At 59.2% G+C, this 15,550-nt stretch carries 14 protein-coding genes; 2 read left to right on the forward strand and 12 right to left on the reverse strand.

Annotation, left to right across the window (positions count from 1 at the left end):
* Positions 1-821: 821 nt before the first annotated feature.
* The 7 genes from rplW to rpsL are packed head-to-tail and all read right to left on the reverse strand — an operon-like array spanning position 822 to position 5,737.
* Positions 822-1,106, reverse strand: coding sequence for a 50S ribosomal protein L23 (gene rplW / locus AC04P6_RS02565; protein WP_475565026.1), 285 nt, complete (start codon positions 1,104-1,106; stop codon positions 822-824).
* On the reverse strand, positions 1,106-1,729 hold the full coding sequence (rplD, locus tag AC04P6_RS02570) for a 50S ribosomal protein L4 (RefSeq protein ID WP_475565027.1): 624 nt from the start codon (positions 1,727-1,729) through the stop codon (positions 1,106-1,108). Before rplD ends, rplW begins: the two co-directional genes overlap by 1 nt.
* A 20-nt stretch (positions 1,730-1,749) precedes the next feature.
* A complete protein-coding gene (gene rplC, locus AC04P6_RS02575) occupies positions 1,750-2,370 on the reverse strand; it encodes a 50S ribosomal protein L3 (protein WP_475565028.1) in 621 nt (206 codons plus the stop codon).
* A gap of 14 nt (positions 2,371-2,384) precedes the next feature.
* A complete protein-coding gene (gene rpsJ / locus AC04P6_RS02580; RefSeq protein WP_066663296.1) occupies positions 2,385-2,693 on the reverse strand; it encodes a 30S ribosomal protein S10 in 309 nt (102 codons plus the stop codon).
* A 43-nt stretch (positions 2,694-2,736) separates the two neighbouring features.
* On the reverse strand, positions 2,737-4,839 hold the full coding sequence (gene fusA, locus AC04P6_RS02585) for an elongation factor G (protein ID WP_475565029.1): 2,103 nt from the start codon (positions 4,837-4,839) through the stop codon (positions 2,737-2,739).
* Between the two features lie 11 nt (positions 4,840-4,850).
* Entirely contained in the window at positions 4,851-5,321 is a 471-nt protein-coding gene (rpsG, locus tag AC04P6_RS02590) for a 30S ribosomal protein S7 (protein WP_066663301.1), read from the reverse strand.
* A 41-nt stretch (positions 5,322-5,362) separates the two neighbouring features.
* The gene (gene rpsL / locus AC04P6_RS02595; protein WP_066663304.1) at positions 5,363-5,737 is read right to left on the reverse strand and encodes a 30S ribosomal protein S12; all 375 of its coding nucleotides are present in this window, start codon (positions 5,735-5,737) and stop codon (positions 5,363-5,365) included.
* Positions 5,738-6,227: 490 nt separating this feature from the next.
* Here rpsL and AC04P6_RS02600 point away from each other — a divergent pair, with 490 nt between their 5' ends.
* Positions 6,228-6,665, forward strand: coding sequence for a universal stress protein (locus tag AC04P6_RS02600; RefSeq protein ID WP_475565030.1), 438 nt, complete (start codon positions 6,228-6,230; stop codon positions 6,663-6,665).
* Between the two features lie 94 nt (positions 6,666-6,759).
* Here the strand turns inward: AC04P6_RS02600 and AC04P6_RS02605 are convergent, their stop codons facing one another.
* The 5 genes from AC04P6_RS02605 to AC04P6_RS02625 all read right to left on the reverse strand — a co-directional run bounded on the left by AC04P6_RS02605 (position 6,760) and on the right by AC04P6_RS02625 (position 14,182).
* Positions 6,760-8,211 carry a DHA2 family efflux MFS transporter permease subunit gene (locus AC04P6_RS02605; RefSeq protein ID WP_475565031.1) on the reverse strand — a complete coding sequence of 484 codons (1,452 nt, stop codon included), beginning with the start codon at positions 8,209-8,211 and terminating at the stop codon, positions 6,760-6,762.
* 198 nt (positions 8,212-8,409) lie between these two features.
* Positions 8,410-10,083: an AMP-binding protein gene (locus AC04P6_RS02610; RefSeq protein ID WP_475565032.1), complete on the reverse strand. Its 1,674-nt coding sequence runs from the start codon at positions 10,081-10,083 to the stop codon at positions 8,410-8,412.
* Between the two features lie 23 nt (positions 10,084-10,106).
* Positions 10,107-10,658, reverse strand: coding sequence for a helix-turn-helix domain-containing protein (locus AC04P6_RS02615; RefSeq protein ID WP_475565033.1), 552 nt, complete (start codon positions 10,656-10,658; stop codon positions 10,107-10,109).
* A 215-nt stretch (positions 10,659-10,873) separates the two neighbouring features.
* On the reverse strand, positions 10,874-11,809 hold the full coding sequence (locus AC04P6_RS02620) for a manganese-dependent inorganic pyrophosphatase (protein ID WP_475565034.1): 936 nt from the start codon (positions 11,807-11,809) through the stop codon (positions 10,874-10,876).
* Between the two features lie 36 nt (positions 11,810-11,845).
* A complete protein-coding gene (locus AC04P6_RS02625; RefSeq protein WP_475565035.1) occupies positions 11,846-14,182 on the reverse strand; it encodes an ATP-dependent helicase in 2,337 nt (778 codons plus the stop codon).
* 191 nt (positions 14,183-14,373) lie between these two features.
* Here AC04P6_RS02625 and AC04P6_RS02630 point away from each other — a divergent pair, with 191 nt between their 5' ends.
* Entirely contained in the window at positions 14,374-15,501 is a 1,128-nt protein-coding gene (locus AC04P6_RS02630) for a 5-methyltetrahydropteroyltriglutamate--homocysteine S-methyltransferase (RefSeq protein ID WP_475565036.1), read from the forward strand.
* The last annotated feature ends 49 nt before the right edge of the window (positions 15,502-15,550 follow it).

The following is a 15,550-nucleotide window of genomic DNA, read 5'->3' on the forward strand; positions in this document are numbered from 1 at the left end:
GCTTCCCGCCCTCTACGCCGCACCCCCGAGCATAGCGCTTTATTTTTTTGCTTTCACAGTGTCCCTCCGGGGCCATGCGGCCGCCCGACCTACCGTTTCGAATTACTGCCGCTCGCGAGTTGACGTTACCCGACCACACGCTGCGCATGCGACAAAGGAAAACTAGAAGCCTCGTTTAAATCGTTTTAATCAATCCGATTGCACCCAACCGCAACGCGGCAACTATCCCACTCGATGTTGGCCTATGGCCTGCAGCATCGCTGGCATTGCAGGCCGAACCATACAGAGCGGTCACGCGCTGGAAACGGGAGCAAGCTAGGGAATGCATGACAGCAACAGCTTCAGTTTCTGAACGCTTTTAGGCGATTCCAGCCAGCGAGCTGTTCTCCGCCCGGGAACAGGCCATCCCCCAGCAAGAAGAGCGAGCGAAGCGATGCTCCCCGCTGGTGGCATCGATTGTCGTGCCGTTGCTTGAGCTTCCCTCAACCCGCAACACGGGACGTGTCCCGCAGCCTCTCGGGTGCACTGTGAAAGCCATATATATAGCGCTGTTTAGCGTATTGGATTCGCGAGGAGGCAGCAAGGCAAAGCCGAAGCTGCATCATCGTGAATCCAATACGCGGCAGCGCCAAGTAAACGCATGAACCAGCGAGCGCACGAGCGTAGGTTTCGGCCCGTGCGGGGCCGAAACCACGCGAGCAGCGGAGCGGGTGTGCCCGAGGGGTTGCGGGGCACGCCCCTCCCCCAGGTTGAACCCCATGCAACAAAAAGAGCACCCAGCATAAGCCAGGTGCTCTTCAATACTAGCGGATAAGCTAGATTTAGGCGGTGAACAGCTCGATGCTGTCGCCCTCGGCCAGGGTAACCATAGCCTTCTTCCAAGTGCGGGTGCGACCCATGGTGTAACGGACGCGCTTCGGCTTGGACTTCACGTTGAGCGTGTTGACCTTCTTCACCTTGACATCAAAGATTTCCTCGATAGCCTTGGCGATTTCGATCTTGTTAGCGCTCTTGGCAACTTCGAACGTGTAAACGTTGTTCTCCATCATGTCGTAGCTATGCTCAGAAATGACGGGACGGATGATCACTTCGCGGGGATCCTTCATTATGCAAGCACCTCCTCGATGCGATTCAGAGCCTCGGCGCTCATGACGAGAGCCTTGTTGTTCACCAGGTCGTAGGTGTTCATCTCGCACACGGGGATGACCTCGACGAGGGGAAGATTGCGGAAGCTGAGGTACGCGTTCACGTCTTCGTCGCCCACAACGATGGTGATACGACCGGAAACGTTCAGAGCGTCCAGGATAGCCTTTGCGTCCTTGGTCTTGGGAGCTTCGAAACCGAAGGAATCGATAACGAACAGCTCTTCGTCGGCCAGCTTAGCGGACAGAGCGGAACGCAGAGCAAGCTTGACTTCCTTGTTGTTCACGCGGAAAGCGTAGGAACGGGGATGCGGACCGAAGACCGTACCGCCGCCAGCCCACTGAGGAGCGCGGATCGTACCCTGACGAGCACGACCGGTGCCCTTCTGGCGCCAAGGCTTCTTGCCGCCGCCGCGAACCTGGCCGCGCGTCTTGGTGTCATGCGTACCCTGACGCCAGGAAGCACGCTGAGCACGCACAACCTGATGCATCACGGGGATGTTCGGCTCGATGCCGAACACCGCAGCGTTCAGGTCGCGTACTTCGACCTTCTTGCCGCTCGTGTTCTTAACTTCAATGTTTGCCATAATGTGTTAACTCCTTGGGTTTAGGCCAGGCGCACGCGGACCATGGCGTTCTTGCCGCCGGGCACCGCACCCTTGACCAGAATCAGGTTCTGCTCTTCGTTGATCGAAACGACCTCGAGGTTCTTCACCGTAACCGTGTCGCAGCCCATGTGACCAGGCAGACGCAGGCCCTTCAGAACGCGGGAGGGCGTGGCGCACATGCCCACAGAACCGGGAGCACGATGGAAGTGAGCACCATGTCCACCAGGACCACCGGCGAAGCCGTAGCGCTTCATAACGCCAGCGAAGCCCTTACCCTTGGACGTACCGGTAACGTCGACATGCTTAGCCTCGGAGAAGTTAGCAACCGTCACCGTGTCGCCCACCTTGTACTCGGACGCGTTCTCGACGCGAACCTCGCGAAGGTGACGAACGGGCTGGGCGCCCTGCTTGGCGAAATGGCCAGCCATGGGCTTGTTAACCTTCTTTTCCTTGATGGAGCCGAAGCCCAGCTGCACAGCATCGTAACCGTCGGTCTCGGCGGTCTTCACCTGGCAGATGGTGTTCGGATCGGCCTGGATGACCGTTACGGGAACAACCGTGTCATCCTCGGCGAAGATCTGGGTCATGCCCAGCTTAGTACCGTAGATAGCGTTAATCATTCTCTGCAAACCTCCTACAGCTTGATCTCGATGTCAACGCCAGCAGGAAGATCGAGGCGCATCAGGGAGTCGACCGTGTTGGCCGTGGGCTCCAGGATGTCGATCAGGCGCTTGTGCGTACGCATTTCGAACTGTTCGCGGGAGTCCTTGTTCACGTGCGGGCCCTTCACGACGCAATACATGTTGCGCTCGGTGGGCAGCGGAATAGGACCGGATACCTTGGCACCAGTCTTCTGGGCGGTGTCGACGATGAGCTTGGTGGACTGGTCCACAATCTCATGGTCATAGCCCTTCAGGCGGATGCGAATCTTTTGATTAGCCACTTTGTATAACCTCCGTTATGAAGCGAAACGCAAGCCTTCGGGCTTAAGCGTTACCGCCAGCCTTGCTGATGATTTCTTCTGCCACGTTCTTCGGCACCTGGTCGTAGCTATCGAACTGCATGGTGTACGAAGCGCGGCCCTGCGTACCACTGCGCAGGTCGGTTGCATAGCCGAACATCTCGCTCAGAGGCACCTTGGCGTTGATGACCTTGGCGTTTCCGCGGTCGCCCATGCCCTGAATCTGGCCACGACGGCTGGACAGGTTGCCCATAACGTCGCCCATGTACTCTTCCGGCGTTTCGACTTCGACGCTCATCATCGGCTCGAGGATGACCGGGTTGGCCTTCTTCAGAGCGTTCTTGATGGCCATGGAGCCTGCAACCTTGAAGGCAGCTTCGGAGGAGTCGACTTCGTGGTAAGAACCGTCGACCAGCTCGACCTTGACGTCGACAACCGGGTAACCGGCCAGAACGCCATTGTTGAGAGCTTCCTGGATGCCCTTGTCAACAGAGGGGATGTACTCTTTGGGAATAGCACCGCCCACGATGTTGTTGATAAACTCGTAGCCTGCACCCTGCTCCTGCGGGATGAGGTTGATGACAGCGTCGCCGTACTGGCCGCGACCACCGGACTGGCGGACGAACTTGCCCTGGACGTTGTCGGCACGCGTGGTAGCCGTTTCGCGGTAGGCAACCTGGGGCTTACCCACGTTAGCCTCGACCTTGAATTCGCGCAGAAGACGGTCGACGATGATTTCCAGATGCAGCTCGCCCATGCCGGCGATGATGGTCTGGCCGGTTTCCTCGTTGGTGGAAACGCGGAACGTCGGGTCTTCCTCGGCGAGCTTCTGAAGAGCAACGCTCATCTTATCCTGCTCGGCCTTCGTCTTCGGCTCGACGGCAACGTCGATAACCGGATCGGGGAATTCCATGGACTCGAGCACAACGGGAGCGCCCTCGTCGCACAGCGTGTCGCCCGTGGTGGTGTTCTTCAGACCAACAACGGCCACGATGTCGCCAGCGGCGCAGGTGTCGAGGTCGATACGCTGGTTGGAGTTCATCTGCAGCAGACGGCCGATGCGCTCTTTCTTGTCCTTCGTGGCGTTGACCACGTAGGAGCCAGCCTCGAGCTTACCGGAGTAAACACGCAGGTAGGTGAGCTTACCAACGAACGGGTCGGGCATGATCTTGAATGCCAGAGCGGAGAAGGGAGCCTTCATATCGCTGGGGCGCTCGTCTTCCTCGCCCGTTTCGGGGTTCGTACCCTTGATGGCGGGGACGTCAACGGGGCTGGGCAGGTAGTCGACAACGGCGTCGAGCAGTTCCTGAACACCCTTGTTCTTGTAGGCGGAGCCCACGAAGACGGGGTTGATCATGTTGCCGATAACGCCCTTGCGCAGAGCAGCCTTGAGTTCCTCGACCGTGATCTCTTCCTCCATGAGGACCTTCTCCATGAGGGAGTCGTCGCAGTCGGCGGCAGCCTCGAGCAGTTCCTGGTGGTAGAGCTCAGCCTGCTCCTTGAACTCGTCGGGGATGGCATCCATGGCCTCGGGGTAGGTCATGCCCTTTTCGTCGGCCTTGAAGTCCCAAGCGGTCATGGTAACCAGGTCGATGACGCCCCAGAAGTTGTCTTCGGCGCCCATGGGAACCTGAGCGGCAACTGCCTTGGCACCCAGACGATCACGCATGGTGTCGATGGCATGGAAGAAATCGGCGCCAACGCGGTCGTACTTGTTGATGAAGGCGATACGGGGTACACCGTAGCGCACAGCCTGACGCCAAACGGTCTCAGACTGGGGCTGAACGCCGGCAACGGCGTCGAACACGGCGACGGCACCGTCGAGGACGCGCAGGGAGCGCTCAACCTCGGCCGTGAAGTCTACGTGGCCCGGGGTGTCGATGATCTGGATGGGGTAGTCCTTGCCGTCCTTCTTGCAGAAGCACGTGGTAGCAGCGGACGTGATCGTTACGCCGCGCTCCTGCTCCTGAACGATCCAGTCCATCGTCGCGGCGCCATCGTGCACCTCGCCGATCTTGTGGGTCTTGCCCGTGTAGTACAGGATACGTTCCGTCGTGGTGGTCTTACCGGCATCGATGTGAGCCATGATACCGATATTACGAGTATCCTGAAGCGTATTCTTAGCCATGCTAGATCCCCCTAGAAGCGATAGTGCGAGAAGGCGCGGTTAGATTCAGCCATCTTGTAGAGGTCTTCGCGACGCTTAACGGAAGCGCCCTGGTTTTCGGCGGCATCCATGATTTCAGCGGCGAGGCGCTGCTTCATCGTGTGTTCCTTGCGCTTGCGGCTGAAATCGACGATCCAGCGGATGGCAAGCGTGGTGGCACGACGGGAGTTGACCTCCATGGGCACCTGGTAGGTAGCGCCACCAACACGCTTGGGCTTGACTTCCAGCGTGGGGCGGACGTTGTCCATAGCCTTCTTGAACACGGAGAGGGCGTCTTCGCCCGTCTTCTCGGCAACGATGTCGAATGCACCGTAGACGATACCCTCGGCGGTGGACTTCTTACCGTCGAGAAGAACCTTGTTGATCAGCTGAGTGACCAGCCGATTGTTATAAACTGCATCCGCCTTGACTTCGCGGCGGGATGCTGCTGCACGACGCGGCATAAAGCTTCCTTTCGTTACTTACTACTAGTATCTTGCTTCGCTTATTTCTTCGGCTTCTTGGCGCCGTAGCGGCTGCGAGCCTGCTTGCGATCGGAAACCGCAGCGCAGTCGAGAGCAGCGCGGATGATCTTGTAGCGAACACCGGGGAGGTCCTTAACACGACCGCCGCGGATGAGCACCATGGAGTGCTCCTGCAGGTTGTGACCCTCGCCGGGGATGTAAGCGGTAACTTCCATGCCGTTTACGAGGCGCACACGGGCGACCTTACGCAGTGCCGAGTTCGGCTTCTTCGGCGTGGTGGTGTACACGCGCGTGCACACGCCGCGCTTCTGGGGGTTGCCCTTCAGCGCAGGGGTCTTCTTCTTGACGACCTGGTCGTGGCGGCCCTTGCGGACCAGCTGGTTAATAGTAGGCAAAGCGATTACTCCTTCTGTATCCTGGTCGCTTGAGGTTTGCGCCTCAAGCACCTTGCCCTTCTTTCTCTACTTGCGGGTGCGTTCAGCTGTTACGCACACGAAAGTAAACGCCCCAATGGGACGCGATGTGGTACTTTACTATCCGATATAGGGCCTGTCAAACGCCACGCGCCCGGGCGTATCCATACCCCGATAATCACGTAAGCGCAGGTGAAAGACGGTGTCGAAAGACGCACTCCCCTATTTATGTGCCTGCGTTCGCATAATCTTCAAGATTTGTGTTGACAGCGCATCGCAAAGAGGGTTCAGCAGGATACAGCCCCTAGGCGAAGCACGCGCGAACCCACCTATATATATGTAGGGCACGTTTCCGGCCTGCGCGCGGAATATGGAAGATATTAACAATAGCGTATATTATCCGCCTCTTTATCCACCCCCAGCCAAAAGCGGTACAATAGAACTGTCAATTAGTCTTCGAGAAAGGATCACCATGCCAGCTGGATATCAGCGCATCTTCTGCGCACTCGACGGATCGTCCACGCAGGCTGCAGTAGCACGCAAGGCTGTTGCCATGGCATCCGACAATAAAGCCGCCCTCCGATTCGGCCACGTTGTCGACGCCGTCCCGAGCGAGGCGAGCGCCATTAACTTCCAAGACCTCTGCGAGCAGGCGAAAGCCGAAGCCGAGCGTCAAATCGCCGACATCCTGGAAGAAGCCAAGGCCGACGCGAACATCCCAAGCGTCGAAGTGGTGGTCGAAGCGGGTTCCATCAACGACACGCTCGATAACCTTCTCATCGCCCCATTCGAGCCCGATTTGGTAGTCTGCGGCGCACGCGGCCTTTCCAGCATCAAGTACGCGTTCGTGGGAAGCGTGAGCACGCACCTTATCCGCACTCAGGAATGCGACGTGCTCGTCGTGAAATAAGCCCGCGTTACACATACGCGAACAAAAAAGCGGCTCGGGGAATCCCGAGCCGCTTTCGTATGCCCGCATGCAGCGAACTATGAAGCGCATATGATTATGCAGCCTGCGCGGCTACGGAACCCTCCGCTTCACGCGCCTTGCGGCGATTGTCGCCGATGCGCAGCGACACGACGAGGCCAAACACCGCAAGGGCGAGCACGAACACGAACACCCAATGCGCACCATCGGAAAACGCGAAGGAGGCCTCGGCGGCAGCCGAAACGCCCTGCCCCGCTACGAGCAGGCTCGTGGCCACAGCCGTGCAGATGGCACCGCCAACCTGCTGCAGCGTATTCTGAACCGTAGTGCCGTCGGTGGAAAGGCGTCCGGGCAGCGCGGCCAGGCCATGCGTCTGAACCGGCGACATCGCCAGAGGCACGCCAATCATCATGACGATATGGGCCGCCACGACGAACGCGAGCGGCGTCGTGGGAGAAACGGATAGGAACATAACCGCGGAAACGATGGATAGCGCAAAGCCTACCAGGGCGGGAATGCGAGCACCCACACGGTCGAACAGGCGACCAGCCACCATGCTCACCAGGGCATTAACCACGCCACCAGGCAAGAGAAGCATGCCGGTAAGCGCAACGGGAACCATCATGGCGTTCTGGTAGAACTGAGGCAGGATGTACATCGCCGCAAGAGTAATGCCGAAGTTCACGATCATGAGCAGCGTGCCAATGCGGAAGCCTCGAACCTTGAACACGTCCATGTTGATGATGGGGCTCGACGAAGCCATCTGACGACGCGCGTACAGGGCCAGGCAGCACGCACCCACAATGAGCGAAACGAGCACGGGAGCGGAAAGCCATCCGAAGCCCGAAGCGATGCCTGCACCAAAAACGACCAGGCCAAAGCCAGCGCAAGAGAGAAGCGCGGAGAGCGCATCGATGCGCGGACGCGTGATTTCGAACGCGTTCACCTCGAAGATGAGGGCGAAGACGAAGCCGACAGCCAGGAACACCACAAAGCTGAAGAAGATCCAGCGCCATGAAAGCGCACCCATGATAATGCCCGAAAGCGTGGGGCCAATTGCAGGGGCGAACATGATCACCAGCGCGGTGATGCCCATGGCGGCACCAAGCTTATGGGGCGGAATAACCTGCATGACCATGCTGAACATAAGCGGCAGCACGATGCCGGTACCAATGCCCTGAATGCAGCGGCCTGCCAGGGCCATCGCAAAATCGCCCGCGAAGCCGCTGATGAGCGAGCCAACGATAAACGCGCCAAGCGCGAAGAGCGTGAGCTTGCGTGCGCTGAACCATTTCGTGAGCAAGCTGGAAAAGGGCATGCACAGCCCGATGACCAGCATATAGCCAACAACCATCCACTGCGTGAGCGAGCTGTCGACGCCAAATGCCTGGGAAAGCTGGGGCAGCGCGATGTTAAGCGCGGTCTCGCTGTACATGCCAGTGAAGCCACCCAGGTATAACCCCATAAGCGCAAGATACGGATGCGCGACCTGGACACGTGCCTTCGGCATTTCCTTGTTCTGATCCATGAAGAACCAGTTCCTCCTTTCCGATGCAGCGGAGCGCAAAACAAAAAGGCGGATACCGTAACCTAGCTCGTTACGGTATCCGCCTTCGCGAATTCATGCCCTCACTGCGCTATATGAAATAACAGGTGCTTACTCTAGCCATTTTGAAAAATCCTCGTAAGCGCCGCCACACAAGCTCCATCTTTGCGCTGATGGGGCCTAATCCACGATGCCGTCGTTCGTGCGAATGAGCTTGCGCTTGATCTTGCCGCCAACCGTTTTGGGAAGCTCGTCGACGTATTCCACGATACGCGGGTACTTATACGGTGCCGTGGTCTTCTTCACGTGATTCTGGAGCTCCTTGGTAAGCTCGGGCGTTCCATCGTATCCACGTGCAAGCACGATGGTGGCCTTCACGACCTTGCCGCGAATGGGGTCGGGAGCTGCGGTAACCGCGCACTCCACAACGGCAGGGTGCGCCACGAGCGCGCTTTCGACCTCGAACGGCCCAATGCGATAGCCCGAGCACTTGATGACGTCATCGTTGCGTCCCACGAAGGAAAGGTAGCCATCGGGGTCGCGCCACGCCATGTCGTGCAAGTTGTAAAACGAGCCTCCCAGCGCTTCCTTGGTGCGCTCGGGGTCGCCGAAATAGCCCACGAACAGGCCCGGGGGATACGCATCCTTCAAGTGCGTAACGCAAATGGCACCCTCTTCGCCATCGGGTACGAAGTTGCCATCGTCGTCGAGCAGGCGGATGTTCAGAAGCGGGCTGGGCTTCCCCATGGAACCGGGACGAGGCTCGACCCAGGGGAACGTCGCAACGAGCACGGGCCCTTCGGACTGGCCGAACCCCTCGCGGATCTTCTTTCCGGTGAAACGCTCCCACGCAACCGTAACCTCGGCGTTCAGCGGCTCGCCCGCCGTGGCGAAGTTCTGGATGGAGGAAAGGTCGTAGCTGGCCACGTCTTCCTGCAGCATGAAGCGGTACATGGTGGGAGGCGCGCAGAACGTGGTGAGCTTGTAATCCTGCATGACCTGAAGAAGCTTCGCGGGAACGAACTTCAGCATGTCATAGCAGAACACGCATGCACCGGCCATCCACTGGCCATACAGCTTGCCCCAGCCAAACTTAGCCCAGCCACTATCGGTTACGCTCATATGCAGCTTGTTCTCCTGAACCTGCTGCCAGTACTTCGCCGTGATGATATGGCCGAACGGATGCTTGAACGAATGCTCCACCGCCTTGGCGTTGCCCGTGGTGCCGCTCGTAAAGTACATGAGCATGATGTCGTCGAGCTTCGTGGCGTCTTCGCCCTGGGGGCGTTCCCACTCGGCGCTTGCGCCCTCGATGAGCTCGTCGAACGACATCCAACCGTCGCGCGTGCCGCCACAGACGATCTTCCCCTGAACGCTGGGGGCGTCCTGCATGGCAAGCTCGGTCTGCTCGCACACGTAGTCGTCGTTCACGCAAACCATCATCTTCACGCCGGCAAGGTTACAGCGATATGCGATATCCTTGCGCGTGAGCTGGATGGTTGCGGGAACCACGGTGGCGCCAATCTTGCAGAGCGCCATCGCGCACACCCAGTATTCCCAACGGCGACGCAGAATCATGAGCACGACATCGCCCTTGCCGATGCCCTGCTGGCTGAACACGTTCGCCATCTGGTTCGACATGCGAGAAATATCGGAAAACGTGAACTCGCGCGCATCGTCATTATCGTCAACCCACGCGAGTGCCTTCTTTTCGGGCTCGACGCGCGCCCATTCGTCGACGACGTCGTACGCGAAATTGAAGTTCTCGGGAATGTCGATGGTGAAGTTCTCGAAAAAGTCCTCGTAGGAATCGAATTCGATACGCGGACAATATTTGTTCAAAATGTAATCCACAATGACTCCTGGCTACGCGGCGGTTATTCGGCGATGAACGTGAGGAACTTGGCGGGGACGCTGCCTCCGCAACGCTGCCCATGCGGGCGCATCGGGTCGAAATAAACCGAATCGCCCTCTTCAAGCTGGTATTCGCGGCCATCATAGGAAAGAATCACGGAGCCCTGAACCACGTAATTGAACTCCTGGCCACCATGGGTGACGAGTTCCGCGGGATCGTCGGACGGATCGAGCGTAACCATGAGCGGCTGCATGATTTTATGCGAGAAACGCCAGGCCAGATCTTCGAAATGATACCCGGGAAGACGGTTCACCTCGCGGCCCGCGCCCGCCTTCACCACCTGGATGGTGGAAAGGCGCGTTTCGCCACCGGTGAGGATTTCGGTGAACTCGACACCGAACTTGTTGGCCATGTGGTAAATCGCGGAAATGGGTACGTCTGCGCCCGTCTCTTCCCATTCGGTATACGTGTCGACATCTACGCCAAGCTCGGCAGCCATGGAATGGCGGGATACTTCGCAGGCCTCTCGGAGACCCTTGATACGTTCGCCCAGCTCGCGGAAATCGTTTGACATAGCCTTACCCCCTTGGGAAATAACGGGAACAACGAGCATCAGTGTAGCGCACTTTAGCGCGCGAAAGTGAAAGGGCGCGTAAATCGACACATGAGCGACGCATTAGACAATGCGAACGACGGAATCGCATCGCCCAAGCCGAGACAGCAAAAAGCCCGCCCCGGCGAAACACCGAGACGGGCGAACACGCAACTGCAGCACGGAATTACATGCGCTTAGTTGGCAGCAAGGATGGGAGCGGCGACCTGCTTCTTGCGGGACAGAATGCCGTCGATCCAAACGGTCTTCGAGCTATCGATGCCGAACACGCTGTCGACAACGGCGTGATTACCCTCTACCAGGAAGTTGCTGCCCTCGGCGAGGATGTCGGTAACGAGCACGAGCACGAAGTCGTAGCCCTTTTCCTCCTGAAGCTTGCGCATATAGGCACGAGCCTCTTCCTCGCGCTCCATGGCGCCTTCCAGGTCGACCGTTTCGTGCTGGGCGATGAGCACCGTGGTGGAACCCACTTCGAATTCCTTGGCGTCGGCGCCCACGTACTTCTCGATGGGCAGGTCGGCCTCGCCGCCGCGGCACTTGAAGAGCTGCTGGCCAAACTCGACGTACTGCTTGCCCGTGATGCCCTCGAGGAACGAGATCTGCTCTTCGTCAACCTTGGTGGCCGTGGGGGACTTCAGGATAACGGTATCGGTGAGGATGGCGGAAAGGAGCACGTTGGCGATGGAGACGGGAATCTCGATGTCGTGCTGGCGGAACATGTCAGCGAGCACCGTGCAGGTGGAACCCCAGGGGCGCACCGTCATGTAGATGGGAGCGGCAGTGGCTACATCGCCAATGCGATGATGGTCGACGATGCCCACGACCTCGGCATCGGCCAGGCCATCGACGGCCTGCTTCAGCTCGTTATGGTCGACGAGCATAACCTGCTGGCCGGCTTCCACGTGATCGATCTGACGCGGAGCCTCGATGCCGTTCTGCTCGAGATTCCAAGCAGTCTCGGGAGGAAGGGGGCCGAGGCAGACGGCCTCGTACACGTCGTCGCGACCCTCGCGACGAGCCAGCTCGTTCTCGAAGTACGCCAGACCAATAGCCGACGAGATAGCGTCGTTGTCCGGGTTCTTGTGCCCCACGATAATGATGGGTTCTGCCATGGGTTTTCCTTCCTTTACGGCTTTCAGGCTTTTGGGTTACTTTCCGATTTTGACAATTGGAGCGTAGTCTTTCAACAGTTTTTTGGTGGAACCGCTCTTCGAGAAGCGAATCGAGAGCGTGTCGCCATCGACTTTCACAACGCGTCCACGGCCGAATACCTTGTGGTCGACGATGTCGCCCAGGGCAAACGTGGCACCTGCTGCGGCGCTCTTGCGCGGCGCAGTGGGCGCCGGCGCGCTGCGCCTCGACGTTCCACGGGCGCTCGAAGTACCGAACACGCGGCCCTGCCCCGCTTCCGAGCCACTGCCGGAAATGCCGCGGCGACTGCCGCGCTTTTCCCAGCCCGTGCCCGAAAAGCCCGAGGAGCCAAGGCCCGTGGTGGAAAGAAGCTCGGCAGGAATCTCGTTCAGGAAGCGAGAACGCGGGTTCGCCTGCGTCTGGCCGAACAGCTTGCGCTGCCCCGCGCACGTGAGGTAGAGCCTCTTGCGCGCACGCGTGATGGCAACGTAGGCCAGCCTTCGCTCCTCTTCCACGCCAGCACCATCGTTCATGCTGCTCATATGGGGGAAAATGGTTTCTTCCATGCCGGCGGTGAACACGTAATCGAACTCGAGGCCCTTGGCGGCATGCACCGTCATGAGCGTTACGGCGGTGCCATCTTCGGTCATGGTGTCGAGGTCGGTACGAAGCGTGACCCATTCGATGAAGTCGGAAAGGGAGTTTCCGGAAAGGACGCGCACGGGTTCCTCGCCAGGCTCGTCCTGCCCTGCCCCACCAGCAACGGGCGCAGCGAACTGGGCGTCGGATTCATCATGCGTAGCAGCGAATTCGTCGACTACGCCCAAGAATTCCTTGATGTTCTCGGCTCGTCCGCGCGATTCGTCGGTATTTTCCTCTTCCAGGGAACGAACCAGGCGGCTCTTGTCGATAACCATTTCCACAAGCTTGCGCAGCTCGCCTTCCCAGAACGACGTCTCGAGGATGAGCTGGGTGAACTCGCCCAGGGAACGGCGCGTGGCGGCGCGGATGGATTCGTCGGCACACGCCAGCTGGCACGCCTCGAGGAACGTGCAGCCGTTCTCGATGGCCAGGGCATCGATATGGTCGATGGTGGTTTTGCCAATGCCGCGGCGCGGAACGTTGATGATGCGCTTGGCCGCCATGTCGTCGGCGGGATTCACTGCAAGCGTGAGGTACGCCATGACATCGCGAATTTCGGCGCGGTCGAAGAATCGCGTGCCGCCCACGATGCGATAGGGCACGCCCGCGCGCAAGAGCATATCTTCAAGCGTACGGCTCTGCGCGTTCGTGCGGTAGAACAGCGCAAACTGGTTGTAGCTCACGCCCTTGCCGTGCTGACGCTCGATTTCGCCAGCGATCCAGCGTCCCTCGTCGCGTTCGTCGCTGGCTAGGTACACCTGCACCTTTTCGCCCTCGTCGCCCGTGGAGATGAGCTTCTTGCTCTTGCGATGCACGTTATTCGCGATAACCGCGTTTGCGGCGTTCAGGATGGTAGCCGTGGAGCGGTAGTTCTTTTCCAGCTTCACCGTGTGCGCGTTGGGGTAATCCTTCTCGAAGTCGAGGATGTTGCGGATGTCGGCACCACGCCAACTGTAAATGGACTGGTCGTCGTCGCCCACCACCATGATGTTGCGATGCTTCGCGGCCAGAAGCTGGCAGATGGCGTACTGGGCGTGGTTCGTATCCTGATACTCGTCGACCATGATGTAGCGGAAGCGGTCCTGATACGCCTCGAGCACCTCGGGGTGGTTCTTCAGAAGAAGCCACGTGAACACGAGCAGGTCGTCGAAGTCGAACGCGTTCGCCTGGCGCAGGCGCTTCTGCAGCTCTTCGTACACGCTCGCGGCAACTTTCGAAATAGGGTCGCTGGCCTGCGCCTCGAATGCGGCGGGCAGCATGAGCTCGTTCTTCGCCGAGGAAATGCGATTACGCAGTGCATTCACGGGATAGCGCTTCGGATCGATGTTCAGCTGCGACATGATGTCCTTCACCAGGCGCTTGCTGTCGTCGTCGGCATAGATGGTGAAGCTATTCGAGAAGCCCAGGGCCTCGGCATTAGCGCGCAAGATGCGCACGCACATACTGTGGAACGTGGAAACCCACATGCCACGGGCGGCAGGACCCACGATGCCATCCAAGCGCTCGCGCATCTCGTTGGCGGCCTTGTTGGTGAAGGTAATGGCCAGAATCTGCCACGGCGGCACGGAGAGGTCTTCCACCATATGCGCGATGCGATACGTAAGAACGCGCGTCTTGCCACTGCCGGCGCCCGCCAGAACGAGCAGCGGGCCTTCGGTGCACTCCACTGCTTCACGCTGTTCGGCGTTGAGCGATTCCAAGTCGATTGCCATGTACATCCCTATCCACTAATTGAATTCGGCCACTTACTTTACTTTATGGCCCCGCGCGCACGACGGGTTGGCACAAAGTAAGCAGAGGAATAACGAAGTCGCCGGCTATCGCAAACGATGATGACGCTTGGAGTACGCAGGCGGGTATACTGGCATGTAACGCACTGTGACGTTAAGGAAAGGATGCCGCCATGCCCATTGCCTACGATAAGAAAACGCCGCACCGATTCGACGTCGTCGGAAGCTTCCTGCGCCCGCCCGCGCTGCGCGAGGCACGTGCGAAATTCACCGCGGGAGCCATTTCCCAGGAAGAGCTCACGGCAGTGGAAGACGAAGCCATTCGCGACTTGGTGAAGAAGCAGCAGGCGGCCGGCCTCTCCACCATCACCGATGGCGAATTCCGCCGTTCCACCTGGCATCTCGATTTCATGTGGGGATTCGAAGGCATCGGGCATGCTCCCACCGAAACGGGCCTGCCATTTCACGATGAGGCGGCCATGCTCGACGACACGTTCGTGACGGGCAAGATTCGCCTCGAGGGCGAGCACCCGTTCATCGCGCATTACCGCTTCGTACGCGACCTGGAAGACGAAAACACCGTCGCGAAACTCACCATCCCCGCACCTGCGCAGTTCCTGGAACAGCTCATCATGCCCTTCAACCTGGAACGCACGCGCGCGTTCTACGAAACCGATGACGAAGTGGCCGACGACCTGGTTGCCGCCTACGGCGCCTTCATCGAGCAGCTCTACGATGCGGGCTGCAGGAACCTGCAGTTCGACGACTGCTCATGGGGCATGCTCTGCGACAAGCGCGCTCCCCTCTTCTTCGGGACCGACGACGCGGGCGTGGAAGCCGTGAAGGAGCAGCTGCTGAACCTGAACAACCGCGTGATCGACGCGCGCCCCGAAGGACTCACCATCAACACGCATGTCTGCCGCGGCAACTTCCATTCCACCTACGCGAACGAAGGCGGCTACGAAGCCGTCGCGTCGACGCTCTTCGCGCGCGAGCACGTCGACGCGTTCTTCCTGGAATTCGACGACGAGCGTTCGGGCGGATTCGAGCCACTGGCGAACGTCGCCGAAGGCAAGCAGGTGGTATTGGGTCTCATCACTTCGAAGCGCCCCGAATTGGAAGACAAAGAGCAGATCATCGCTCGCATCCACGAAGCTGCGAAGTACGTTCCGCTCGATCGGCTCTGCCTCTCTCCCCAATGCGGATTCGCAAGCTGCGAAATCGGCAACAAGCTCACCGAAGACGAGCAGTGGGCCAAGATCGCCCTCGTGCGCGACATCGCCGAGGAGGTTTGGGGGTAGAAGAAAATCGTCCCCGCACCATACGCACATCGTACGGGGACGTTCTCCT

Source organism: Denitrobacterium sp. (genome assembly GCF_056180635.1).